This window comes from Ktedonosporobacter rubrisoli (genome assembly GCF_004208415.1).
GTDB classification, from domain to species: domain Bacteria; phylum Chloroflexota; class Ktedonobacteria; order Ktedonobacterales; family Ktedonobacteraceae; genus Ktedonosporobacter; species Ktedonosporobacter rubrisoli.
Genome location: NZ_CP035758.1, coordinates 7,559,453 through 7,585,605, shown reverse-complemented (window position 1 = coordinate 7,585,605; position 26,153 = coordinate 7,559,453). Strand labels below are relative to the sequence as shown.

Annotated in this window: 19 protein-coding genes, 1 tRNA gene and 1 pseudogene; 8 read left to right on the top strand and 13 right to left on the bottom strand. The window is 51.4% G+C overall.

Annotated features, from left to right (window positions below; genetic code table 11):
• The first annotated feature begins 88 nt into the window (after positions 1-88).
• Both ftsH and EPA93_RS32955 read left to right on the top strand, forming a co-directional pair.
• A complete protein-coding gene (gene ftsH / locus EPA93_RS32960) occupies positions 89-2,080 on the top strand; it encodes an ATP-dependent zinc metalloprotease FtsH (protein ID WP_129891590.1) in 1,992 nt (663 codons plus the stop codon).
• Positions 2,081-2,185: 105 nt separating this feature from the next.
• A complete protein-coding gene (locus tag EPA93_RS32955; RefSeq protein ID WP_129891589.1) occupies positions 2,186-2,752 on the top strand; it encodes a peroxiredoxin family protein in 567 nt (188 codons plus the stop codon).
• Here the strand turns inward: EPA93_RS32955 and EPA93_RS32950 are convergent.
• From EPA93_RS32950 to EPA93_RS32940, 3 genes are all read right to left on the bottom strand, one after another.
• A complete protein-coding gene (locus EPA93_RS32950) occupies positions 2,742-5,123 on the bottom strand; it encodes an ATP-binding response regulator (RefSeq protein ID WP_129891588.1) in 2,382 nt (793 codons plus the stop codon). The two genes, EPA93_RS32955 and EPA93_RS32950, sit on opposite strands and share 11 nt — an antisense overlap.
• Positions 5,116-5,718: a chemotaxis protein CheW gene (locus EPA93_RS32945; protein WP_129891587.1), complete on the bottom strand. Its 603-nt coding sequence runs from the start codon at positions 5,716-5,718 to the stop codon at positions 5,116-5,118. Before EPA93_RS32945 ends, EPA93_RS32950 begins: the two co-directional genes overlap by 8 nt.
• A 223-nt stretch (positions 5,719-5,941) precedes the next feature.
• Positions 5,942-6,337 carry a response regulator gene (locus EPA93_RS32940; RefSeq protein WP_129891586.1) on the bottom strand — a complete coding sequence of 132 codons (396 nt, stop codon included), beginning with the start codon at positions 6,335-6,337 and terminating at the stop codon, positions 5,942-5,944.
• 1,229 nt (positions 6,338-7,566) lie between these two features.
• On the opposite strand from EPA93_RS32940, the gene EPA93_RS32935 reads away from it, so the two are divergent.
• On the top strand, positions 7,567-11,058 hold the full coding sequence (locus tag EPA93_RS32935) for a non-ribosomal peptide synthetase (protein WP_129891585.1): 3,492 nt from the start codon (positions 7,567-7,569) through the stop codon (positions 11,056-11,058).
• A 552-nt stretch (positions 11,059-11,610) separates the two neighbouring features.
• Positions 11,611-13,746 (top strand): oligosaccharide flippase family protein, encoded by a 2,136-nt coding sequence (locus EPA93_RS32930; RefSeq protein WP_165423556.1) that lies wholly within the window; start codon positions 11,611-11,613, stop codon positions 13,744-13,746.
• A 14-nt stretch (positions 13,747-13,760) separates the two neighbouring features.
• Here the strand turns inward: EPA93_RS32930 and EPA93_RS32925 are convergent, their stop codons facing one another.
• The 5 genes from EPA93_RS32925 to EPA93_RS32905 form a co-directional block, all read right to left on the bottom strand.
• Positions 13,761-14,570, bottom strand: coding sequence for a hypothetical protein (locus EPA93_RS32925; RefSeq protein WP_129891583.1), 810 nt, complete (start codon positions 14,568-14,570; stop codon positions 13,761-13,763).
• Positions 14,571-14,611: 41 nt separating this feature from the next.
• Positions 14,612-15,727, bottom strand: a complete 1,116-nt coding sequence (locus tag EPA93_RS32920; protein WP_129891582.1) for a sensor histidine kinase — start codon at positions 15,725-15,727, stop codon at positions 14,612-14,614.
• Positions 15,728-15,745: 18 nt separating this feature from the next.
• Positions 15,746-16,297, bottom strand: coding sequence for a GNAT family N-acetyltransferase (locus tag EPA93_RS32915; RefSeq protein WP_129891581.1), 552 nt, complete (start codon positions 16,295-16,297; stop codon positions 15,746-15,748).
• A gap of 387 nt (positions 16,298-16,684) precedes the next feature.
• Complete coding sequence (locus tag EPA93_RS32910; protein ID WP_129891580.1) at positions 16,685-17,506, bottom strand: alpha/beta fold hydrolase; 822 nt, start codon at positions 17,504-17,506, stop codon at positions 16,685-16,687.
• 111 nt (positions 17,507-17,617) lie between these two features.
• A complete protein-coding gene (locus EPA93_RS32905) occupies positions 17,618-18,073 on the bottom strand; it encodes a MarR family winged helix-turn-helix transcriptional regulator (protein ID WP_129891579.1) in 456 nt (151 codons plus the stop codon).
• A 653-nt stretch (positions 18,074-18,726) separates the two neighbouring features.
• Between EPA93_RS32905 and EPA93_RS32900 the strand changes: the two genes are divergently transcribed.
• Positions 18,727-19,527 carry an HNH endonuclease gene (locus EPA93_RS32900; RefSeq protein ID WP_165423555.1) on the top strand — a complete coding sequence of 267 codons (801 nt, stop codon included), beginning with the start codon at positions 18,727-18,729 and terminating at the stop codon, positions 19,525-19,527.
• A 73-nt stretch (positions 19,528-19,600) separates the two neighbouring features.
• Here EPA93_RS32900 and EPA93_RS32895 read toward each other — a convergent pair.
• A pseudogene (locus tag EPA93_RS32895) lies at positions 19,601-19,798 on the bottom strand (transposase); the annotation flags it as partial.
• Between the two features lie 388 nt (positions 19,799-20,186).
• Here EPA93_RS32895 and EPA93_RS32890 point away from each other — a divergent pair.
• On the top strand, positions 20,187-20,993 hold the full coding sequence (locus EPA93_RS32890; protein WP_129891576.1) for an IS5 family transposase: 807 nt from the start codon (positions 20,187-20,189) through the stop codon (positions 20,991-20,993).
• A gap of 105 nt (positions 20,994-21,098) precedes the next feature.
• Here EPA93_RS32890 and EPA93_RS32885 read toward each other — a convergent pair.
• The 4 genes from EPA93_RS32885 to EPA93_RS49270 all read right to left on the bottom strand — a co-directional run bounded on the left by EPA93_RS32885 (position 21,099) and on the right by EPA93_RS49270 (position 24,758).
• Positions 21,099-21,170, bottom strand: a tRNA-Asn gene (locus EPA93_RS32885).
• A gap of 156 nt (positions 21,171-21,326) precedes the next feature.
• Positions 21,327-23,264, bottom strand: a complete 1,938-nt coding sequence (gene mgtE, locus EPA93_RS32880) for a magnesium transporter (RefSeq protein WP_165423553.1) — start codon at positions 23,262-23,264, stop codon at positions 21,327-21,329.
• A 679-nt stretch (positions 23,265-23,943) separates the two neighbouring features.
• Complete coding sequence (locus EPA93_RS49275) at positions 23,944-24,264, bottom strand: DUF805 domain-containing protein (RefSeq protein WP_207229259.1); 321 nt, start codon at positions 24,262-24,264, stop codon at positions 23,944-23,946.
• A gap of 167 nt (positions 24,265-24,431) precedes the next feature.
• Positions 24,432-24,758 (bottom strand): hypothetical protein, encoded by a 327-nt coding sequence (locus tag EPA93_RS49270; RefSeq protein WP_207229258.1) that lies wholly within the window; start codon positions 24,756-24,758, stop codon positions 24,432-24,434.
• A 277-nt stretch (positions 24,759-25,035) separates the two neighbouring features.
• Between EPA93_RS49270 and EPA93_RS32865 the strand changes: the two genes are divergently transcribed.
• Both EPA93_RS32865 and EPA93_RS32860 read left to right on the top strand, forming a co-directional pair.
• Positions 25,036-25,794 (top strand): prolipoprotein diacylglyceryl transferase, encoded by a 759-nt coding sequence (locus EPA93_RS32865; RefSeq protein WP_165423552.1) that lies wholly within the window; start codon positions 25,036-25,038, stop codon positions 25,792-25,794.
• Between the two features lie 44 nt (positions 25,795-25,838).
• The gene (locus tag EPA93_RS32860) at positions 25,839-26,153 is read left to right on the top strand and encodes a hypothetical protein (RefSeq protein WP_129891573.1); all 315 of its coding nucleotides are present in this window, start codon (positions 25,839-25,841) and stop codon (positions 26,151-26,153) included.

Below are 26,153 nucleotides of genomic sequence, written 5' to 3'. Positions count from 1 at the left end.
GACTATAGCGTACCGCTACATTTTTCACTCTCTGTTAGGAATATTCCCTGCGGAAGCCTCGACAGACAAAGAAAGCAGGTCTGAACCCATGGACGCTCAGGCTATATATATGTATCAGAACAATCCCAACGACCCGGCGTCGCGGGGGACACAGCGCCCTAACAACGGAGGCAACGGAAACAATGCAGGAGGGCCGCGAGACAATGGTACCTCGCTCCTCATACGTTCAATCCTCCTGGTTGTCGTCGTGTTGGTGGGATGGTATCTGTTCCAGTACTTTACGCAAAGCAACAACAATACGACAAGTGCCAACACCCTGGAAGTGCCTTATAGCACATTTTATCAGCAGGTTGAGAACGACAACGTGAAGACTGCCAGTTTCCAGGGTCAGGACGTCACCGGTACTTTTAAAAATGCGATAACAATTACAGATGCCAATGGCAATACCAAAACCGGTACGTCATACCACTTCACGCAATTGCCAAATGGCGACCCTAAACTGACTCAACTGCTCATCCAGCACAATGTACAGTTCCAGGCGAAGCCAGCCAATGACAACAATCTGCTGCTGAATATCATCATCAATCTGTTGCCATGGGTCTTGGTATTTGGCGTCTTCCTTCTTATCGCGCGCCGCGCAACCCAGAGCCAGCAAAACATTTTCAGCTTTGGCAAGAGCAAGGCCAAGCTGGTGCTAGAAGACAGGCCCTCGACGACCTTCTCAGATGTAGCAGGTGTGGATGAGGCCAAGAACGATCTGGTAGAAGTTGTAGAATTCCTTAAGACGCCACAGAAGTTCCAGCGCCTGGGTGGAAAGATCCCGCGTGGCGTGCTGCTGGTAGGCCCTCCGGGAACCGGTAAAACGCTGCTGGCCCGTGCGGTGGCTGGCGAGGCCGGCGTGCCCTTCTTCTCTATGAGCGGCTCGGAGTTTGTGGAAGTGCTGGTTGGTGTGGGTGCCAGTCGCGTGCGTGACCTGTTTGATCAGGCCAAGAAGGCAGCCCCGAGCATCATCTTTATCGACGAAATTGATGCGGTGGGTCGTCAGCGCGGCTCCAGCATTAACAGCAACGACGAGCGTGAGCAAACCCTGAACCAGCTACTTGTAGAGATGGACGGCTTTGATGCCCGTCAGGCCGTGGTTGTCATCGCGGCGACCAATCGTCCCGATGGCCTGGATAAAGCCTTGATGCGGCCTGGCCGCTTTGATCGTCGTGTCACTGTCGATCGTCCTGATTGGAACGGCAGACTGGCTATTCTCAAGATCCACTCACGCGATGTGCCGCTGGCCAACGATGTTGACCTGATTACTATTGCCCGCGCGACTCCTGGCATGGTAGGTGCCGACATTGCCAACCTGGTGAACGAAGCTGCCTTGCTTGCCGCCAGGCGCAATCTGGATCACGTAACGCAGTCCTGCTTCGATGAGGCCCTTGACAAGATCTTGCTTGGGGCGGAGCGACCGCTGATCCTCAGCGATGAAGATCTCAATGTGATTGCCTATCACGAAGGCGGCCACGCTCTTACGGGTCTACTCCTTGAGCATGTTGATCCGGTTACCAAAGTGACTATCGTACCACGTGGCCAGGCGCTTGGCGTGACCATGTATACACCACTGGATGATCGCTATAATTACTCGAAAGATTATCTGCAAGATCAGCTTGTCACTGCGCTTGGTGGGCGTGCAGCCGAAGAGGTTGCGATTGGACGCATCACTACAGGAGCCGAGAATGATCTGCAGCGCGTTACCGGCATCGCGCGCCAAATGGTGGCGCGATGGGGCATGAGCGAACAACTCGGCACGATCTCCTATAGCGAGCGCGAAGATCCCTTTGCCGGCACGGCCCTGGCCACCGGCTCTCGCGAGTATAGCGAAAAGACTGCCAGCATCATCGATGAAGAAGTCAACCGCATGGTGAACTGGGCGCACAACCGCGCGGTTAGCCTGCTGACTGAGCATCGCGAAACTCTCGACCGCATTGCCAAGGCGCTACGCCTGCACGAGACAATCGATGCAAAGCAGTTGCGTGAGATTATGGTTGAGACCGGCGCGATCAATGAAGCTCCCACTTCTTATCGCTAAGCATCTAGAATTTAGGCTTAATAGTCAGTGGCCCGGCCATTAGTGCCGGGTCGCTGTGCTATTAGAGCCATAAAATTCCTGAGTATCTAGAGGATAGAGCAGAATATGGCCAGGACTCTCACACGCATTATCATGGTCGCAGCCGCGCTGGCTACGCTGGCAATCATCTCGCTTGGCCTGCTACATCCTGCGCCAGTGCTGCAACCAGCTTCCCAGGCTACACGCTCCGGCCAACCTGCCATAGGCTACCAGGTTGGAGAGGCAGCCCCCAACTTTACCCTGGCGCGTCCAGATGGAAAGAAGGTAAGCCTTAGCGATTACCGGGGCAAGATCGTGCTTCTCAACTTCTGGCGCATCGATTGTGAGGGATGCATTATAGAGATGCCGGGATTACAAAAAGTCTATGCGGAGCAGCAGGCTGCGCGGCACAATTTCGTCATCCTGGGCATCAACTCCACAGATAATGCCCAGGCCATTCAGACCTTTATGCAGCGCAGAGGCCTTACCTATCCCGTCGTCCTCGATCCTTCGCTGGCTGTCTCCGACCTCTATCATATCAATGGCGTGCCAGCCTCATTCCTACTTGATAGTCAGGGCATCGTCAGCCAGAGCATAGCTGGTCCCTTTGAGGAGCATGCGCTGGAGCAAGCGCTTGCCGGACTCAACGCTTAAGCTGCTCCTCAATAGTCTGCAATAATAACTCATGCGCACAAGGCTTGGTAAGATAGACATGCGCACCCAGATCCAGGGCACGTTTTTTATGCTTCTCCGAAGAGCGCGATGTGAGCATAATAATCTTGATCCCGGCCAGTTCTGGATACAGGCGCATAATACTCAGTAGATCGTACCCATTGAGGTTGGGCATCTCAACATCGAGCAAAAAGATATCAGGTCGGCTTTCCAGCAACTGCTCAAGAGCTTCCATACCATCGCGAGCCTCCACCACTTCATAGTTTGCGTGGCGTAAGGTGTGCAAAAGAGATTGGCGCAGATAGACAGAATCGTCAGCCACCAGAATCTTGGGACGCGAGTTATGCTGCGCAAGCGCCGGCGCATCCGGACGAGGCACCTCGCTCGAATTGCGCCAGAGCACAGTATAGTGCCGGATCAGCTCAGGCAGATCGACCATGAGCAGGACGTCACCATTTCCATCTACGGCTGCCCCGGCGATGCCCGGGCGCTGCATATAGGATACAAGCGGTTTTACCACCATTTCCGCCTCGCCAAGCACCTCATCTATACTAATCCCTACCGCAATGCGTGATATCCCCTGGGGCAGGATCAGGACAGGCTGTATGCGCGCATCTCCATCGGCTTCGTGGGAAAAGCCCAGCAGATCATTGAGATTATACAAAATATCAAGCTTTTCTTGCTTGCCATCGCTGATACGCTGCACCTGAGAAAAAGGGATAATGATTCGTTCAGTCCCGGTGCGCACCAGCAGACAGTGAGAGGCGCTATGAGCATGAGGGAGGCGTAGATGGAAGCTGATCCCACCAGCCACATTGCGTTGCGTGAAGATTGTTCCGTTCAAATCCTGGATAGAATCGCGTATGGCATCGACTACGCCTCCAGGTACAGCCATCGAGAAACCGACCTCAAGCGTTATCTCATTCCCCACACTTTGGGCATGCAGCCAGATATGATATGGCTCGGCCGACACCTCTTCCCCTTCGGGTAAAGAGAGATCAGCTGTACAGCTGCGCATCAGTTGCAGCAGAGGATTCGTGAGCGCTTCCAGCATATCCTGATCGATCTCAAGAGAATCGCCGGTCACATTAAATTCAACCTGGCGCTCCTGAGCCAGGGCGCTCATTGCCACCACGCGCTGTAAACGCGGCACCAGCGTACTGAGAGGTGCCAAACGAAGTAAGAGCGTATCATTACGTACAGCAGAAGCCAGAGCCATATAGTTTTGTAAGGTCGAATTGAAGCGAGCAAAGGAAGTATGCGCACGGGAGTAAACCACAGCCACATCGGCAATCGCCTCAGTTAGCGAGCGCACAAGCATATCTTTCTCGTTGTAGCGCTCCATATCTAATTCATCCCAGGCCTGTGAAGCGCCAGTTTTCGCCATACTGTAACGAGATCTGGACTTGCGCGGCGCGGAGACATCGCCTTGTTGAGCAGCTTCGTTAAGAATGCGCGCCACCAGCGAAGATATTGGATGATGCGGTCGCTGCGACGCGGCGGGCTGTTCCTTAGAGAGACAGGACAGCAATTGCGGCTCAAGCTGTTGCAAGTGGGTCTGGGCAGCCTGTAGATCCTGTAATAGCGTATTGAGCTGCTGCTGAGCATTTTCCAGGGCTGCCCTCTGCACAGTTAATTGCTCAGTATGCTGAACAAGGCGCTCAAGCCGCTGGGCATCTACACGAATGAGAGAGGCTGAAGAGGCCGAGGCGGGAATTTCGCCCAATGTTCTGCTCACCGAAGGCGTTATCGCCGCCTCCCCGCTAAACGGATCTAGTGGCTCAAAAGAAGGCACGGGCTGCGCCTTCTCGCCGGAGAGTTGCTGTAGTTCTTGCTCCAGCGCGGCAAGAGGAGCTGTATCCTCCTGGCCGCGCTCAACGATGCCCTCAAGGGTCTGCTCTAAGGCTGCAAGAGAGCTCCTAAGCACCTGCAAGGCCACAGGTGGCAAGATCTGGCCCTCAGTTGCCTTTTCGCTAACCTCCTCGATATGCTGGGCTATTTTGGCCATCACATGATACTCGATAGTTCCAGAAGTGCCACGTATTTTATGTGCCGCCCGCTTCAAGGTCACAAAGCGAGCAGGCTCGATAGACACCTCCTGCTCCAATTGGCCAAGAGTTTGTTTTATTTTAGAAATATCATCAGCCGCCTCTGAGGCAAAGAGGATGAGCATATCATCGGTAATAATCTGATCATCTTCGGCCACGGGCGGTGTTGGAGGGCCTGACCAGACCGGAGAAGCTGGAGGCGCCCCCTCTTGATCCGTGTCCCAGTCCTCCATTGCTTCGAAGGCCCGTAAAACGGCCAGGTCGTCGGCAGAAAGTTCATTTTCGTCAAATGGTATCTCATTCATAGGGGATGATCATTCTTATCTGTTGCTCTACATCAATGAGGATAGCAGGTATATCTAAGATCAACGTCTCTGTTCGTCTGCCATAGACGCCAGCAATAGCGTTGGCCCGCAAAGGCGAGCCCCAGGCAGACGACTGATCAAGGGGCAAAATCGGCTCTTTCTCTAAAGTAGTTGTGCTCTCAATACGAGCGACGAGCAGGCCCAGAACAAGCTTATCACTCTGGGCAACCAATAGTATCTCATCAGTTCGCTCGGAGCGTGGGAGCGCGGTCTTATTCAAGAGATAGGCATCAAGATCGATCACAGCGATCATCTCGCCGCGCCACATCACGATACCATACATCCAGGGAGGAGCTGCAGGAAGGCGTGTAAAGTGTTCTCTGGGCTGCACAATCTCGCCAAGGGATGCCAGAGAAATGGCACAACGTTCCGTCCCACACATACAAAGCAAATATTCCGCAGGCAGCGGATGTGAAGTGGTAGAGTTGGCTGCACTGGCGGCAAGTGCCCAGAACTCCTCATCGCTCAAGTGAGCAAGAGGGTCCTCATACAGGCTATGCTGTTCATCGAAGGTAGCGTCTGAGCGCTCATTCATATGACCCTTGCAGCATACCCATCCGTCTCCTCCGAAAGGATTAAGAAGGTAGACCGCCTCTCCTTTGGCTTCAGCAGAGTTTTTCTTTATATGGCAAAGCAAACCGCAGTATGCTGCTACAGGCGCTATCCGGCTTCAGCTTCCTCGCCCCGATCCCAAGAAGAGAAGCCAGCAAGGCTCATCCTGCACACTCAAGCATACTCATGCACCCAAATAGTCTATCTCAGTTTGCACTGGGGGCAGGAGCACCCAGGTACGAATGTATAACAGCGATAATATCTTGCGTCCTGAATGGTTTGGTAAGATAATCTTTTGCCCCTGCTAGACGCCCTTTCAGACGATCAATCACACCATCGCGCCGCGAGAGCATGATAATCACTGTATTGGCAAATTGTGGCTTCGTTTTGAGGCGGCGGGCAACTTCATAGCCGTCCATTTTGGGCAGGCCGATATCGAGCAAAACGAGATCAGGGACACGCCCTTCTGCGGAAGTTAACCAGCGCATAGCCTCGACTCCATCGGGGAAACCACAGACATCAAATCCTTCGCGACCCAGACACGTCTCGATGATCTTGCGGACAGTATTTGAGTCGTCTATCACCATGACGAATTTGCTCATGCTTGTATCCTCTTTCTCTCGTCCCACTACCACCATGCAAAAGTCTTTAAATCCACGCGTTACTCATCTGCTTCAGAAGGAAAAGCTCTCCCTCTTCCCTCCTTAGAACTATAAAGCGGCATGACCAATTTTACCTGACCTCTATCCTAATACACAAGAACGCGTACCATTTCTCCCAGAGCTGTCAGGCAAAACTCGCCAGGCTACCATTCTAAAGCACTACTCTGATTATGTATAGTAAAAATAGGCTGGCTAGATCGTGTCTTCTTTATCAGCCAGATGAGTTATCCAGTACACAATGTTACCACATGATTATACAAAGTTGCAACATATTTTGCATAAATATCGTCTTAAATTCACTAGAGAATGAATGATTTGTCAGGGAATAGATGGAATGATACTGTAGTCAAGCATACTATAGCTCGCACTCGTGCTCAGATTAGCATAATTATCTATCTTGCCAGGTATAGTTTCGCTAAGCCGACTCCCTTCAGAAGAGCTTTTTCCCCCTAGCGCCGAGGAGCAACCTCCACTGCTTACTTTTGGCTTATCCTTTTGGAGGGCTTCGTTACCACTACAATGTATGCTCGTCTACTCTTATGTATCATTTGTGTTAGATGCTATACGCTCTTGTATCAGGTGTTGCCAGGAAGCAGCATAGAGTATTTCGTTACGTACTTATGCATGACGATGCTCATTTCTACTAACTGATGCAAGCATAGCGGATAGTCTCAATATTTGCTATCCGACTCAATAGAAATAGGGTAATTTGCATATTGATTATCGTTATTTTTAGTACGCAAATAAAACGGCGTACCAATACGCAAATGAAGCATTGATCAAGATATAGCTTATGCTTTCTTTGCTGCAACAGCAATGTGACACTTCTGCAGCAATAAATATAGTGCGGCAAGCTTGAACAACCAGCCTGGTTTTCGCTATGAAAGGATTTTGCCATCGACTCCAAGGAAAGGGGAGCGGCCTGCAGGCCAGTCCAAATTTCTATTCAGTTACTACGTAACAGCAACCCGGACATATGCCGGGCCAAGTCGCCAGGTCCGCGTTTCCCTGAGAAAAAACTGTGGCAATTCATAACAGTGCAGCTCTGGCATCCTAACAATTTAACAATTCCATCGGCATAACTTCCAACTTCTGGCCAGCCGGGAAGGCGCAGTGTATGTCTGCCGCACTTCCTGATAGAAGTCTTTCGGAGGAAAGGAAACAATTCTATGTCATCTGTACCGCAAGTACACCAAACATTTCATTCCTCAGCCCTGAATCAGCATAAAGCTTACTGGAGTAAGCAATTACAAGATCTGCCAGTCCTGGTAGAACTGCCTTTAGATCATCAGCGTCCCTCCAGGCCTGCTAACCGTAGAGCTGCCTATGACTTTACATTTCCAGCCGAGCTCAGTGAAGCGCTCTCAAAACTGCAAAACGAGCTACATGCTGCGCCCGATACTATTTGCCTTGCGGCCTTTGCCGCTTCGCTCTTTCGCTATACACTCCAGGAAGATATTTTAATCAGCACAACGCAGGGCTCCCTTGATCTTCCAAATGAAGAGGATTCTGCGGCAACATATACCATAGCGCGTATTCGCTGCACGGGCGAGTTATCTTTTTCCGAACTCGTAGGGCATGTGCAACAAATCTTACAGGAAGCTTGCCCGCACGCTCTACCATTGGCGATGCTTGACGAGCTACTGCAAACAAAAATGGTTGGGCGCTCTCGCCCTCTCCAGCAACTCCACTTCCAATACGCAACCTCCTCCACAGTGGACACGCTGCCATCCGCAGACGCGATGCAAGAAAACGAGATCATGCTCGCAGTAATGAAGGGAGCAGAAGGGCTTTGCGGGCGAATGACCTATGATGCTCAGCTTTTTGCCGCCGAGACGATTGAACGAATGGTGGGTCACTGGCAAACGCTGCTGCTGGGCGCCAGCAAGAATCCCGCCCAACGCGTAGCGGTCCTGCCACTGCTAACCGAGCAGGAACGCCAGCAAGTTGTGCTTGACTGGAATGCTCAGCGAGTACCATTTGACGCCAGTTGTGTGCACGAACTATTTGAGGAACAGGTAGCCCGCACGCCGGATGCCATAGCCGTCGTAGCAGGCATTCGAAAACTGAGCTATCGTGAGCTCAATAGCCGCGCCAATCAGCTGGCCCACTACCTGCGCCGGCTCGGCGTTGGTCCCGATGTAATGGTTGGGCTCTGCGTCAAACGCTCATTAGATATGATGGTAGGCATCATGGGCATTCTCAAAGCCGGAGGTGCCTATGTGCCACTTGATCCGAGCTATCCCCAGGAACGCCTCTCTTTACTTTTACAGGATAGCCAGACGCCCATTTTATTGACACAAAGTGATGTCCAGCCCACCTTGCCCAGGACGCAGGCGCGCACTATTGCCCTTGATAGTATGTGGCCCGAAATCACCAAGGAGGACGACAAGAATCCAGTCAGTGGGGCAACGGCAGAGAATCTTGTCTATATTATCTACACTTCTGGCTCAACAGGTACACCTAAAGGAGTTATGATCTGCCATCGTTCTCTCGTTAACTATGCTCAATACGAACAGAGGCACTACCATATTGGACCAAAGGATCGCATTCTCCAGTTTTCATCAGTAAGTTTCGATGCAAGCGCTGAGGAGATTTATGTTAGTTTGATCAGCGGGGCTACCCTCTATTTGCGCAGCGAGGACATGCTCGATTCGGTGCCACATTTCTTGCAGCTTTGTCGCGAATGGGGCATCACCATGATCAACTTTTCTACAGCCTACTGGCACGAGCTCACGCTGAGCATGGAAGAGCGCGGACTTGCCCTTCCTCCAACGCTACGCGTGGCCCTCATCGGCGGCGAGCGGGCGATTCCCGAGCGACTGCAGGCCTGGCAAAGGATGGTCGGGCGCAATGTTCGTTTGCTGAATACCTATGGCCCTACCGAAGCCACGATTACAGTTACTGTCAAAGATCTCACGCCAGCCGAGGTAGAAACCGAGCAACGTCCAACGCACGAGGTCTTGATCGGGCGGCCAGTAGATAACGCTCAAGCATATTTGCTGGATGAAGAGCTTAAGCCAGTGCCTATCGGCGTGCCCGGCGAGCTATGCGTGGGTGGCGCCTGCCTGGCGCGGGGCTATTACAATCGTCCCGAGCTGACTAATGAGCGCTTTATCCCTGATCCTTTTAGCCAGGAGCCGCAGGCGCGCCTTTACAGGACTGGCGATCTGGCGCGCTATATGCCAGATGGCAACCTCGAATACCTTGGGCGTGGAGATCAACAGGTCAAGATTCGCGGTTTTCGCATTGAGCTAGGCGAGATTGAGGCCGGTCTGAGCTCACACCCTGCTATACGCGAGGCCGTAGTCATAGCGCGTGAAGATACGCCGGGCAATGCCAGGCTGGTAGCCTACATCGTTTTCCAGCCATCGCAGAACGCGACAGATCGCGAGTTGCAGACGCATTTAGCGCAGCGCATGCCAATTTATATGGTTCCTACGACCTTTATCAGACTTGAGGCCTTGCCCCTCAATACAAACGGTAAAGTTGATCGCAAGGCTCTGACCGCCTTAGAGCCCCAGCAAGCCGAGAAGGAAAAAAAGAATTTTGTCGGCCCAACTACCGAGATGCACTACAAGCTGTCCCATATCTGGGAAGAACTCTTGCATATCCATCCTATCGATATCCGCGATGATTTCTTCGCGCTGGGCGGCCATTCTTTATTAGCTGTACGCATGATGGGCATGGTAGAGCAGGTCTGTGGCCAGCAAATTCCCATGGCAACGCTCTTCAAGCACTCGACTATTGAGGGGCTGGCCCAGGTGCTGGAGCAAGGCATTGAGGCCCCGACAACACGTGTGCGCGTTGTGCCGATCCAGGAAGGTGGCTCCCAGCTTCCCTTCTTTTTCTTGCACGGCGACTGGAAAGGCGGAGCCTTCTATTGTTTGAAGCTCGCTAAGGTATTGGGGCCTGAGCAGCCTTTCTACGCGCTCGATCCCTATCGCTTCGACGGCTTGCTTGTCCCGCCAGACTTCACAGAGATTGCCAGCGCCCACATCGAGGCCATACGCCAGGTCCAGCCCCATGGTCCCTATATCATAGGTGGCTTCTGCAACGGTGCGCTTTTCGCCGCTGAGATAGCGCGGCAGTTACGCGAAGCAGGCGAACGCGTTTTGCCATTGGTACTCATCGATGCCGACACTTTCGTAATTCCTGAGCGTATAGCCCAGCAGTTTATTACTAATCTTGGCGATCTTTTCCATCTTAGCAAAGAGCAGCAATTTGAGGCTTTCTTGCTCTATCAGCATGCTCGTCGACAGTGGAGAAAAGTGCAGCGCAAATCACGCAAATTGTGGCATCGCACGACAGAGGGACAGGAGCCGGGGACCGCCAGCGGGGATAACCAGGGGGTTCCGCGCGAAGGTCGCATACCGCTCATTCCAAACCGCCGCATCCTGCATCTGCGCTGGAGCCATACCTACAGCTGGGTGGCAGCTAATTATAAGCCTCGTCCCTACAGCGGCAGCGCAATCATGCTCTGGACTCGTGACAGCCTGGCCCACAAAAAAGAATGGGAGGCGGTGATTCCTCCCAATGAAATGGAGCATATTTCCCTGGAGGGAAACCATATCTCGTGTAGAACCAAATACTTACCAGGCCTGGCCGAACACTTACAACAGATCCTTGAAAAGCTTCAGCTATCAGCCGAGGCGCGATAGCTAAGCAGCGCTAAGAAGCTTCCTGAGTTCATCTATCGTGCAGATAAGTGAGCTCAGGAACTCTCGCACATTGCACGCATCTTTATTCATCGCTTGTCACAATAAAGCAAGAGTACCTAGCCGTTAGTTCCTACTTTTTGCGCAGATTTGCATATCTAGCCGGGATGGGGTTAAGCTTGTCGTGGACTGGGCATAGACTTATTCATAATATGTTGGAGCAGGGTATGAAGAAATCTGTAAGGCTAACACTTTCTTTTTTATTGCCTCAAGACAGAGCAGCAACAGCCACTATCCAGCGTGCCAGTGGTAAGTCACGCGAAATGTCAGAAGTGATGCTGTCCGTTGAGAGGAGGTACATTTCGACATAAGCTTATGAATAATAATATGTTTACATCTCCATCGAGTGATCTTTCTGGGGAAAGTGGCTCACAAAAAAAAAGCATTGCTGAAGATACTATTTCCGTGCCCGGTGAGGAGCATTTAGATATTGATAAGGCTACATCTTCAGATCAATCGCACATAATAACTCCTGTTATAAGGCCACGCTTTTCGTTGCCGACGTCTAGCCTTTCTTCTCCTGGTAATCTCTCAGAAGAAAAGATAAATACTGCCGGTCATTCTTCTCTACTCGCGGCACATACGCCATCCCAGGAAAAGAGCTCGGGCTCTGGCCTGCCACCTGCAGCCAGGCACAATACTAGCACACCTCTATTTCCGCCTGTTCCTACTGAGGGATCGGCGCAATCAGAAGCCAGACCTGCCCGCCTCTCTCTGCCCACGCTCCGTACGCCGTCACAACAATTGCGTTCAGGGACAGGGCCTCAGCAGCCTGTAGCCAGGCATAATACTAATGCGCCTCTGTCTCTGCCTTCGCTTGCCTCTAGTGAGAGCTCAACACAGTCGCCCCACTCACGTCTGCAGATTATCAGGAAGAATGCGGCCCAGAACAGTGCTGACGAGCAGCCTACTATGCTCTTGAAGGCAGTCAAGACCTTAGAGCGACCCTACGGAGATCCCAGCTATCCCAGCTTCGATGAGATCCCTGTGGATGAGCAAGCCACGGTCCCGATGATGGTGCTCACCGGTATCGCTGTCAAGCAGGGAGAAGCGGCTCCCGAGATGAAGTCGGAGATCTCCGGCTCGGCCAGCAATGCCGCCTTCGTCGGTCTGGGCAATATCCTGGGCACTGTGCTCAAATATGGTATTACTGTGGTCATTTCGCGCTTCTTTGGGGCAGGCGTTTTTGGCCTCTATACGCTGGGGCTCTCGATCATCAGCCTCTTCTCCTCCACCCTGACCCTGGGACTTGACGATGCCGTTATGCGCTATGTGCCCATCTATCGGGCCAGGAAGCAAGGCGGCTCCTTGCGTGGACTTGTGATTTTCTGTACTCTGGGTGCCGCTGCCGCCGGGCTCATTGGCTCGGCCCTCATCTTTTTCTTTGCTCCTGGCATCATTGATGTCTTTAAGCCCGGGCACTCTAGCGACACCACCGAGTTGATTCTGGTCCTGCAATTGCTGGCGCCCGGCATTCCCTTGGGCTGTATGGAATCGATCTGGACAGGCGGTCTGACCGGCTTTAAGGATTTTCGCTGGCGCGTGCTCTCGCAAAAGCTTGTCATGCCCATGCTCCTGATCCTCTCCCTCTTTATCGTCGCCATCTTCTTCCGTAGCAGCAATCTCGTAGGCGTAATGGTAGCCGTGCTGATCAACGATGGGACCAGCTCCTTCTTTGCCTTCTGGTTCTTCCGCGATAAAGTCACCAATTTTGCCCAGGAGGAGCCGGAACGCTACGAGACCAAGCAATGGCTTGGCTTTGCCGTGCCCAACTTCCTTACCAACACCACCGATCTGGTCCTCGACTCGGTGGATACTCTTCTGCTGGCCTCCTTTAATATCTCCAGCATCGCGCTAGGGCAATACGCGGCGGCGCAGAAGATCAGCGGCTTTATCGGCATGCCTCTGCAGGCGCTCAACACCATGTTTGCGCCCACCATTGCCGAGCTGCACGCTAAGGGTGAGCAGAAGAAGCTCGAAGAGATGTTTAAGGTGGTGACCAAGTGGGCCATCACTTTTAGCCTGCCCATCTTTGGCGTTGCCGTCCTCTTTGCCTCCTCCTTGCTAAGCATTCAGGGACAGAAATTTACTGAAGCCTGGCCGCTGGTGATCGCCTTTTCGGCCGGCAACATGGTCAACGTGGGAACGGGCTCGGTGGGCTATATGCTCATGATGACCGGGCACCAGAAGGCCTCCTTTTTCAACTCGCTGGCCACCTTTGTGCTCAACCTGGTCCTTGGCTGGTTTCTGGCCGGCCGCTATGGGGCGATGGGCGTCGCGGCAGCGACAGGGCTCTCGCTGGCCGTGGTCAATATATTACGGCTCTTGCAAGTGCGCTTCCTGCTCAAGATGCAGCCCTACCGCTGGGACACGCTCAAGCCGATCGGAGCCTGGATCGCGGGCGCGCTGGTCACGGGAGGCGGGCTGCTCTTGCTGCAGCATTTCAGTGTGCGGGTCATGCTCTTCAAGTGGGCTCTGCCGGTGCAATTGGGACTGGTGCCGGTCTTTCTTGCCGTCTATGCGGGCTTGCTCTTCCTCATGGGCGTCAGTCCTGAAGATGCCATCGTCTTGAACGCCGTGCGCAAGAAATTGAAGCGCGGCAAAAAGGGCAAAGGCAAGAAAGCATCCTAGAAGAGGGAGCGAGCTCAAATGGAAGAGAGATCTTTCATAAATCTTTCAAGGGTTTTGCTTCGATACTGGCGCGTAAAGTCAACGATATTAGAATGCATGCCGGTATGTTGACGCGCTAGCTCGTCTTGCACAAGATTTTGTAGAAAATCAACATCCTCATCCCAGGCGACCTCAAGGATGACTTCAGGAATACGTTCATCAGCATAGGAAGCATCAAGACGTTGTAGCCAGAGCTGAAAAAGCCGCTCCAGCCAGCGGCGGCGTAAAGTCGGGGTAAGGAGAGGAGTAAGGGTTGAAGAGGAATCCAGGATAAGGTTGCTGCTAGCCTCATTCAGCAGGGCTTCCAGGAAGAGCATGATCGCATCGATGGCGGTATCGAAAAGCTTGGTCAGAACCAGCTCTTGCTCGGTCAAGCGCTGATCGAAAATGAGGGCACAAAGACTCAAGGCATTATGGTAATCATGAGCATCACTGCGCTCCTTCGCCTCGTCGACGATCTCAAGCAGATCATTTCTTAGTGCCAGAGCTGGCTCTTGTTGCAAACGGGCGGCATAGCCCGCCAGACGCTGACGATAAGCATCGAGATCGCGGGGAGACAACTTCTGCTCAAGCTGAGAACTTGTCTGCGCCTCATCAATAGCAGAGCGGCTAAAATCCCAATCTTCAGTCACCTCATTACCGATCTCATTTATAGCCAATACATTCTCCACAGCTTGCAATATAGCAGCCTCCAGAGAAGGATGCTGCGCCACAAGCTGTCCAACAAGTTCAATCAGCTGCTCTTTCATCATATTCTGCAAACGCTGCTCTAGCTCAGGCGCCATGGCTGTATCCTCCTGCAAAAATCATTGCCGCCGGGCCCAGGTTACCCTACGCTTCCCTCCATAGTTGGAAGCGTAAAAGTAAAAGTACTTCCCTGCTCTAGCTCGCTCTCGGCCATAATCTGGCCTCCATGCGCCTCCACCACCTGTTTAGCAATGGCCAGGCCGAGGCCACTACCGCCTCCACCGGGTCCAATAAAATTAGCCTTTGAGCGGGCCCGATCAGTTTTATAAAAGCGTTCAAAGATGCGCGGTAGATCTTCCTTCTTGATACCATGTCCTGTATCGCTGACGAAGAAGCGCTGAAAAGTTTGCTCAGGCTGCTGTGCAGTGCCTATCGTAATTGTGCCTCCCGAAGGCGTAAACTTGATAGCATTATGTACCAGGTTGACCAGCACGCGGGTAATCAGCTTGCTATCGGCGGCAACCTGGATATTGCCCTCATCGATCGAAGTGCCAAGACGCACGCGATGGCGTTGCGCCTGGGGCAGCATACGCGCCATAACCTCTCGTACCAGCTTTTCGGCCTCTATCGGCTCAATCGCGAGCCGGGTCTGGCCCGATTCCATACGAGACAGTTCAAGTAGTTCCGAGACAAGACCTGAAAGATGCTGTACCTCTACCTCAATCTTACCGATGAACTCCATGGCCCTGTCCGGGTCTGTGTCAAGAACATCCTCAAGAGTCTCAATAAGCAAACGAACCGAGGTAATCGGGGTGCGCAGCTCGTGTGAAATATTGGCAAGAAAATCGCGCTGCACTTGCTCAAGGCGATGCAGTTCGGCCATATCCTCGATCATTAGTGCAAAAAACTTATAAGCCCCGGGTTCGGGGCGCTTCTTGATACTTTCGAGGTGAGCCAGAGGAACAACCGCGACCCTCCAGGTGATATTGCTTGCCCTGAGCCTGTCATACTCCTTTTTACGCGGACAACCAGTCTCAATAGCCTCGCGAACCAGCTGCAGGATATCGGGATAACTTATGATCTGCTCAAGCTGCATCGCCGGTGCGAGGGAAACCTGGGCATTCAGACGCGCCGCTAGCTGGTTAAAATAGCTAATAGCCAGGGTAGAATCGATAATGAGCGCTGGCAAAGGGAGAGCCTCTAACAGGCTCTTAAAAAGAGCTTGGTAGCGAATAGGAGCTGTTTTCTCTGGCAAGCCGGATCACCCTCTTCTCTATTTAGCCTCTGACGATCCCTGCGTTAACTTCTCGGCATAACTCTCCTGAAGGGGAACACGCAGGCGCGCCATAAAATAGCTATCGATGTAGGTGCCACTACGAAAACTGCACTGGCGCCTCTGGCCCTCGACCTCAAAATCGAAGCTTTTAGCCAGGCGTACAGCAGGCTCATTATCAGTATAGATATCCATCTCAAGCCGCTGCAAATTCAGCCAATTATCGGCAAGGTCAATAGCTGTGAGCATCAACATTTTCCCTATGCCTTGACCCTGATATTTATCATGTACAGCTACTGTGACCTCCCCTACATGTTTAGTACGTCCCTCGCCGCTAAGTAGCGTCACCACCCCCACAACTTTTCCCTGGACCTCGGCAATAAAGACTTGCATATGCTCATCATGAATCCAGCTTTCAAGGATCTGTTTCCAGGTCTCCATGCTGGTTGAAGGAAGTAACGAGGTACCCCAGAGGACATTGGGCATATGCATCAATTCATAAATATCGTCGGCGTCTGTGAGGCGCAAAGCGCGAATGATAATACGGCCCATGAGACGATTCCCCTTTGCACGAAAAACGCCCGGAACAGGCTGAGCAGGCCTTTTTAGCTCCCTGTGTAGGCTGCGAACCTACAATCCGCCCATTAAACAGCTGGCGGGTCCAAAAACGCAAGTGGTTTGCTCTGGAACAGGCTCTAAAGCTCGTGCAAACAATTTGAAAATTCTGTGAGCTCGGTATTTGCTGGCCGATGATTACTTACTTTAGCCAGCAGTTCCCTACTTCGCTCACAGCCAATATAACACAATCCATCATAATTGCAAAGAACGTAGCCAGTAAACAATACATGGAATAGGCATTTTTCCCAGAAGGGGAGGAAAGAGTTTGCATGAAAAAAAGCTCTTACTTTGAGTAGTTTTCCACCTCCCCTGGACCTACCGCTACTCTAGCGAAGTCGCCAGAGGAACATGTTGATGAAGAAAGCTGAGGAGCACTTGATTGAAAAACTCAGGATTATCTTGATTGGCGTTATGACCTGCATCAGGGATGACAACATAGCGGCAATTCGATTCGCGTTGTGCCCAAATGGAAGCATGCTCTTTGATCTCTGGAAGTGCATCCAGAGCCCCATGAGTGAGCAGAAAAGGCATAGGCAGTTGATAATCTGCTTCTTCATGAAAGAAATCTGGAATGGCTTTCCTCATCGCAATCCATGTTTCCAGCGGAGCACAGGCGGCCTCCGCGTAGGCTTTGACTTCTGGCCGTATCCCCACCGTCTCCACCATGAACTGTTTGAATTTTGAAAAAGGAGCATTGTTCATTCCTCTTTGTGTCCTGCTGCTCAGGAATTGTGGAATCCCCATCGTTAAGCAGAAGCCACCGATCACCACGAGGGCAAGAACACGTTCAGGATAGAGAAGTGCGACTTCTTGAGAGACATATGATCCAACTGATTGCCCTACAAAACACGCTTGTTGATAGCCGAGATTATCGACGATGGTAAGCAGATCATCGACGACAGTTTGAAGGGAAAAGGTGCCATCCATACCCAATGGCTGAGATTGTCCACGGCCATGCATATCCCACAAGAGTACACGATACTCTTTGGCGACCAGGGCTTGTTGCACTTCAAACATTCGATGATCCATTCCCCCTCCATGCGTAAACACCACTAAGGGGTGACCAACTGGCCCTGCTAACCAGTAGTGCAATAGGGTGTTGGAACGCTTGATCTGCTGATGTTCTGTTGTAAGGCTTTGCATCTTTATCCCTTTCTTTGTGGAAGTAGCGATAAGTTCTTCCTGTGAAGATGCTTCTCTGGAACCTGCGCACGACGTTGAGGCGGCTGCTGCCACTCTCGCGCTGTCTTTGTCTTATGGGAGTACTGATGGCTGCTCGTCGCCCTCGGGCTTGTGCAGGCGCATATTCGAACGTAACTGTTCAAGAACCCGCAACACGGCTTCTTGCTCTTCTCTGGGGATGCCACCGAGCAATTGCGCTGCAAACGTGCGGTGGCTTGCCCGAATGTCAGCGGTGATCTCATGTCCAGAAGGCGTCAAAGAGATGAGGGTGTAGCGATTATTCTGAGGATCAAGACGGCGACTAACGCTACCTTCTGCCTCAAACTGCTTGACCAAACGGGTGATCGTGGCTCCATCGAGGGATAACTGTTGCTGAAGAGCCGCATGGCTCATCTCGCCATGACTATCCAAAAGGATCAGGAGTTGCCATCGTGCCTGGCTCATTCCAAGCTGCTGGGTAAAGGTCTGCTTCGCTTCAGAGCAGGCAAACGCCAACTGGTGAAAGAATCTCTCTTCAAATGCTTCCATATCAGACTGTGCCTCCGAACGCGCGTTTTGGCTTCCTTCATCCAATGCAGAATGACACTTTGTTCTTTAGTATTTATAGCATCCATCCTTGATTTTGTCAACGATAGTAAAAATCAATCTTATCTCTTTTGCTCTTTCCTCACGCATTGGAGGAGGTGCTGCTTATTTCTGCTCGCATTTATCCGTCCCTATCGGTTTGTCCACAACTTTCTGGGATGGTGGTTGATAAGGCCCAATCCACGCAGCTTTTCCAGGCGCAGAGAACAAAAAAACACCCGGACACGTGTTCCGGGTGTCGTTAGCTCCTCGAACAGGATTCGAACCTGTAACCCACTGGTTAACAGCCGGTAACTTCCAAAGACCCAGACCACCTATTGTGAAAGGTCACAAGAAGCATACCCAAACAATTTAAATATGCTAGGAGCACAGTACAGCTTGTCATTCATTCCTAGCTATGCTCTGTTATTTCCACTTATCACGCAGCAAGTATAGCTATCACTGCATAAACGAATTTGCTAAGCCGATTTCTGAGGGATACAAAATATACATGAATACCAAAGTATTTATTTCCTTATAATTAAGTGCTAAAAATAATTATAGAAGGATAATATGTTTTGGCCAACTCCTGTGCAATGAGAAAGGGAGAGATGCATATGCTCTCATCTGAGAAACTGACAGAAAATAACCTTTATACGAGACGCAATTTACAAGACATATTTAATATCAAAGATGCAAGCCTCAAAAACGGTGTTTTTCGTCCGGCAGGGTACAAATCTATCTGGTTATTTATAACTGAGAAAAAAGCAAAGGATAGGCCACAATTGTATGATCTACTCTGCGGAGATACCCTTTATTGGGATGGTCAACCAGAAGGACGTACTGATAAGCTTATCATAGAGCACGATGCCGCTGATCTGGAGCTGCTTGTATTCTATCGAAAGCACAAAAATGAATTTCCTAACTTTGGTTTCAGGTATGAAGGACGTTTCCGCTATATAAGCCATACAAAATCTAGGCCCACACAATTTATCCTTCAAAGGATAAAAAGCATTCTATATGTTGCCAAGAAAGATATTGAGGCTTTGAAAATTGAGGAAGCTTCGGAACCGTACTATTTCAGAGAAGGTAAATCCCAACTCAGGTTGACTAATACGCATGAGCGCAATCCAAGATTGAGAGCAGAAGCAATTAAAATACATGGTGTTCGTTGTTATGTATGCGACTTCTCTTTTTCTGAGGCTTATGGTCCTCTCGGCAACGGTTTTATTGAAATACATCACTTACGGCCAGTTGCAGAGTACACAGAAGAAACGCTGGTAGACCCATCAAACGATATGCTTCCACTATGTGCAAATTGCCATCGAATGATACACAGAAATCCTGATAAACTTCTCAGTCCTGACGAGCTGCGAACAATTTTAAAGGCTAACACAGCTTCCCATGAAAACAAATAGAAAATTGGTTAGCTCTCAAATTTGGGCATCAGAGCTAATCTAGTACCGTCACAACAATATATATCTCTATTTAATAGGTCAAAGAGACACCTATCTGACAATTGGCGATCTTGCCAACCGTTCCGCTGTACTGTGGAGCTACGCCTGCAGGCTTCTTCCCCTTTTTCCCAAAGCCTGTCTCGTCAATAGCAAGAACGGCTTTGGGATCGGCCAGGTGAGCCAGCACATACGCTTGCAGGTCATCACGCATGGCATCGGCATCCCAATGTGCATGCTTGAGCAAGCACTGGAACCTGTCTGGAGTCCCTTCTCCAGCCAATTAGGCCAGACATCACCCATTTTGCATTCAGTCGTACGCATCAATCCTCGCAAGTAACTCATGGCTCGTTGATGTGGCTCGGCTCGCTCAATATGAGGGGACAAACGCTTCTCAATGTCTTCCAATTGCTCCGCCCATCCTCGCGACTCTTCGACTGAGGAAAACATTGCATTCTCCTTTTCCCCCTAGTCTCTCACCTAAGTGCGACTATAGTACTAAGTAATCTGGCCCAGCTTGCGCGATCTAATACAACATCAAGGACAGATCAAACATCTCATCAGCATATGCATCTCTAGAGTCTGTTAGGGACTCAATAGCGAATCGATGATACAATGGTCGCATGACGATCAGAAAACCCTATCCAAGTGATGTCCCCGATGAGGAATGGGCGTTTATCGCCCCCTATCTGACCTTGTTGCCCGAAGATGCTGGGCAACGGCAGTATGAGATGAGAGAAGTGTTGAATGGCTTGCGTTGGATTGTGCGGACAGGAGCCTCCTGGCGCATGATGCCGCACGACCTGCCGCCCTGGTATATCGTCGTCTCTCAGCAGACCCAGCGGTGGTTGGCTGCCGGCTGTTTTGAGGCCATCGTCCACGATGTGCGTCTCTTGTTGCAGGGCATCAAAGGACGCAAGGGGCACCCCAGCGCGGCCATCTTCGAGAGCCACACCCTGCAATCGACGCCGGAAAGTGGGCATCGAGCCGGCTATGATGGAGCCAAACGGCACAAAGGGAGCAAGGTTCATGTGGCCGTCGATACGTTGGGGGACCTGTTGGCACTGCTGGTCACCCCGGCCAATGAGCAGGATCGAGCCCAGGTCGGGGAACTGGCCGCCGTGCAAGCCGCCACTGGAGAGCATGTGGAGCTGGCCTACGTCGATGCTGGCTATACGGGCGACGAGCCGGAGCAGGCAGCCAAAGCGCAGGGCATCCGCTTGGAAGTCGTCAAACTGCCCGAAGCCAAGCGTGGCTTTGTCCTGCTGCCACGCCGCTGGGTGGTGGAACGCTCGTTCGCCTGGACCACGCGCTTCCGGCGCATGGTGCACGATTATGAGCGGCTTCCTGCCACGCTGGCCGGCTTGCACCTGGTGGTGTTTGCTTGGGTAATGCTTCATCAGTTCATCCAGTTGAAGTTGAGTCCCTAACAGACTCTAGAAAAGTTGCTAGAGGCTGTGCCAGCACAGCCTCTAGCATGTCATCAATGTTATGGCACAAAAAAACACCCGGAAACGTGTTCCGGGTGTCGTTAGCTCCTCGAACAGGATTCGAACCTGTAACCCACCGGTTAACAGCCGGTTGCTCTACCGTTGAGCTATCGAGGAAAGTGCTCAATTGTCCTGAGAGGCTCATTGCTCTCTCGAACGATTAGCAGTATATACTAATCAGCCTGATTCGTCAATACCCTTTTTGAGCTTTTGGGCGGTTGTCCCAGAAATTTCTTTTTGCCAGGCTATTCACCCTCTCTCAAGAGAACGCTTTCAGATGTGCAGCCTTTCCAGCAGCTCTAAGGTAAGGGCAAAGAAGGTACCAAGACTAATAATTGCAATGGCCGGATCGAGCAAAGGAGCGGTGATCAGGCTACCGCGCAGGCGCAAGCGATGCAAAAGATTGGGCAAGATGATGCCACAAATGGAGGCGACGAGTAAGGTCAGGCCAAAGCCCAGCCCTGCCGCTACGCTTAATTGCCAGGAGTGGAAGATGAACCAGGCCAGCCCCCCCACAAGAATACTGATCAGAATGCCTCCAAGCGCGCCTTGAAGCAGCTCTCGTAGCAAGCCGCGCCAGAAATCGCGGCCGCGTTTGGTATAGAGCTGCCAGCCCGCCACCCCAAGGGCCTGCGAACCCGCGCTACCGCTGGTTAATAAGAGCATAGGAATCAGGCAAATTATGCCGACAAAGGCCTGCTGCAAGGATAAACCGGCCACCACCTGGGGAGCCCGCGCTAAAACCGAAACGTGCGCGAACAAGGGTGAAAAAACCTGATAGATGACCAGGGCCAGGATCAAGCCAGCGATAGCATTCACGACGAGCCAGGAAAAGCGGCTGATGGCGGCACGCCAGGAAAAGCGCTCCTCATCTTCAGTATCCTCGACATCAGCGCCGACAATCTCCGAGAAATCTTCAGCCTGCTCTTCGTGGATCACATCTATCACATCGTCAACGGTTATCAGCCCGAGCAAACTGCCATCCTCATTGACCACAGGCACGCCCAACAGATCGTACTTGGCAATGATGCGCGCAACCTCTTCCTGATCTGTACTGGTCTGCACTCTGATCACATCAGGGTCCATCAGCTCCCGCATCCTGGCTCCCGGCTCGGCAGTCACCAGCTGGCGCAGAGAGACAACGCCGCGCAAATGCTGCTCCTCATCAACGATATAGAGGTAATAGATCATCTCCAGGTGCGCCGAATTCTTGCGCAAGTAGACCAGCGCCTCCTCTACCGTTGCCTCCTGAGGCAAGGTCACGACCTCATTAGTCATGATACCGCCGGCCGTCTGCTCTCCATAGCGCAGCAACTCACGGATGGGCTCCGCTTCTGACGCGGGCATCAAGCTAAGCAGGCGTTCGGCCTCGCCGCGTGACATATCGGCAAGAATGTCGGCAGCATCATCAGGGGCCAGGTGCTCAAGCAAGTCTGATGCTCGTTCAGGATTCAGCTCGCTTAAAAGCTCCGATTGCAAGGGATATTCAACCTCGTTAAGGGTATCGGCAGCCATCTCTGGATCAAGGCGATCCAGCATGGCCCCAGCATCTTCAAGATCGAGCTGTTCAAGAATATCAGCGACATCAGCCGGGTGCAGATCGGCAAGTTTAGTATGGCTAACGTTAAGCTGCACCTGAGGAATAACCGTTGCGCCGGCGCCCACCGCCGCTCCCGCCAGCGCGGGTGCCATCTGGCCGCTACTGGCCCTGACCATCTGCAGGGGTTCCACATAATTCCAGGTAATTGTGCGCTCATCCAGCTGCAAGGGAGCAACCCGGCTGAGAGCATCTACTACAGGCTGCACACCCAGGCGACGCAACAAACCGCTTAGGCTGATATCCACGCCCACGAGCCGCGCGGTTTTCTTAATCTGAGCCAGCTTTAAATCGTTGACTTTCACCACGCGAAATCCTTGCGTATCGACTATCTGCTTATCAAGGATATCGCGCCTGAGCAAGATTTCGTTATCCCGCAGTTCGTATGTTCTGATTTGATCCTGACTAACTGCAAGGCGCACAGGAAGCTCTTCTATACTCTCTACCTGAGTCCAGGGAATAAATGTATCTCCATTGCCCGAGCCATGTACCATCAGCGCCGTAATCACAGGAAAAGTCTCATCGAGCGACACACACACATCACGTACACTTCCCACGCGGCGATTTTCCCTGTCATAGATACTCTGACGCAGCAAAGTGCTTAAAAAAATCATCAGCATCACCGCCTTATTATGAGTGTAAGTTTGTCCATAGGTTTATCCACATACATGTGTACATGTGGATAACTCGCTCACCTGTGTAACATTAGTCACCGCAAAAAGGCATATCACAGCGACACATGTTCAAAAACAAGCAACAAATGTTACAGCGAACATGTAAAAGCACACAAGGGAGCGCTGCAAGAGCAGGAAAGGACTTGCTGGCAGAAGGGATCATCCTTACTCGACACCAAACACATCGATGGGGGCGATGTACACTCATCGAGCAAGGCGGCAGTGGCCGTAAAAGCTAGTGCATTAATGAGGCATACCGGTAAGCAAACTCGATGAGGAGAAGAACAGTCCCAAAAGTAGGCACGTATTCAGCACATACCTACTATGACTAGGGCCAGCGTCCATATCCCTCACCTCCTTTGCCCTACCAGTTGCAAATTCCCTCGTGGCGACACCATCAGCGGTGTTCTAAGACCAGGTAGAGGGATGAGCACAACGGTGGGTTTCAAAAAAAGAATCTCTGACCTGAGTATAGCACGCAATTATAAGATTCGACAAGGGACACTATATACGTAGTACAACCGGGGGAGAGAATAACAGGCGCAAAAGCATATTGAGGAGCAGCAGGCCCCTTTTTTTACTACCCCTCGTTCTTGCGTTGCTATCTGCAATATTTTTTCTAATAAATATTTGGTGGATATGGCGGATTAGGCGGCGGGAAACCGGCGTAGGGTGGCTGCCCGCGCATCATGGCTTGCTGACGCAGGTAGTTGAGCTCACGCAATATCGGCCATTCGCCAAAGGCCAGAACACACATTATAACAAGTGCCGCAACGCCATTTACGCCTGGAATAAGCAAGAGCAAACTCCACGCTCCGTTGTAGCCAGCCTTTGAGAGTATTTTCCAGAAAACCAGGATAGCAAATGCTATGATAACCAGGACAATCAGGCCATATACACAGGAAAGAACACCAAACGCCCCGATATATCTACTACTCATATGTTACTCCATGCTAAAATGCCTGCGGCATACACTACTAACGCATAGTGGTTTTCGAGCAAAGAAAACTGCGAGATACAAGAAAATAGGGCAATGCATGCTTCAACACTTTACCTACTATGCGCTCCTCATTAGCTCACTCATCCACGCTCTATCCTCGGCTCCTCTTATCGATAATTTGGTGTGGGTGGATATGGCGGATTAGGTGGCGGAAAGCCCGGTTGCGGCTGTCCGCGCATCATGGCTTGCTGACGTAAGTAATTGAGCTCACGTAACACCGGCCAATCGCCAAAGGCCAGAATACATATCATAACAAGGTTAGCAATAGGAATAAACATGAGCAGAGCCAGGGCACCGTTAAATCCTGCCTTGGAAAAGATCCTCCAGTAGATGATGACGCTGAATATGATACTTGCCACACCAATAATACCGAAAACTAGCATCATTGTGCCTAATGCAGCATACATGCTACTTGGATCTGAATATGCGGGCATGTGTTCGTCCTCCATGCGAATAAACAAAGTATGCATTGCCGTTTGCTGCGTACCTGTGCTTATAGTACATGGAGTTGCGAGAAGGTGTCAATGCTCTGTTTCATAAAAGCATAGTGATAGATATCATAACCAGATTTAAGAATGAGTCAAATGACCCATGATCTCTATTTCCGTTGGGAGTAATATATATCTCAAGGACGAATATATTGCAGCTTGTCTTGCTAATACTTATGCCCTGATTGTGTACTATGCATTTGCAGTAGAGGGAGATAGTTTAATGTATCCCTGGTTACATTTAGGAAATTTTACAATCTCAACTTACTCACTCCTATTTCTTTGCGCCTACATTATTGGGGGAGCTATTACATACTTTGAGGCAAAGCGCCAGCGTCGGGCCACAGAGGCCATATTGCGCGTTGCTCTGGGGGCGCTGGTGGGTGGCTTGCTCGGCGCCAAGCTGAGTATGTTGATCTTTCTCGGCCCTGCTACCTTTATCAAGGACTTACCTTATCTCTGGTTTAGCGGGCAGGCCTGGACAGGTGCCTTTTTCGGCGGCTATTTAGGTGTGATCCTTGTCAAGCGCTTCAACCATATCAACTATTCTACAGGAGATATCTTTGCGCTAGCTTTGCCGCTGGCTCAAGCCATCGGGCGCCTGGGCAATCTATTGGGCGGTGATCCCTTTGGCTTGCCCAGCACGCTGCCCTGGGCGCTTATGCAGCATGGCGTTCGTCGTCAACCTTCGGCGCTCTACGAGCTTGTTCTCGATCTGATTTTGTTTGCTATCATCCTGCGTCTGCGCGATAAAATGCCCCGTCCAGGGGACCTCTTTAAACTCTACGTGGTGGGCTACTGCAGCTTTCGCTTCCTTGTGGATTTCACCCGCGCCGATCCCCATGTCTTCCTGGGCTTTACGCTCGTACAGGTCCTCTATGCCATCACGATTCTCTGGTTTAGCTCTAGCTTGTGGCTCTCATGGCGCGAAAGCCGCGAGGCACGCCGGGTATCAGAGAACCAAGCGCGCGAGATCGTATAACTTTTCCGGCTCAACATTATTGTAAGGAGGTCAATAGAGAGGTTATGGGGACTCAGTATCCCGATCCGCCGCGTGAAACGCGAGGGCCACAAGAAGAAATGTCAAATTCTATGAAATATTTTATTGGTCTTGGCATTGGCCTGGTACCCCTTATTATGGGGTTGCTGAGCTTGAGATTTATACAGATTAATCTACCCTTGCTAACCCTTTATGCATACCTGGCTATAGTGGTTGCTTCTATCGTTCTACTTTTCTTTCGCAAGGTCCGCTATATCGGCTATGGGCTCTTGACCATGGTAGCTGTCAGCCCGGTCGTGATGGCTATCGCCTGTACTGTTATGTTTTCACAAATGGGTTAG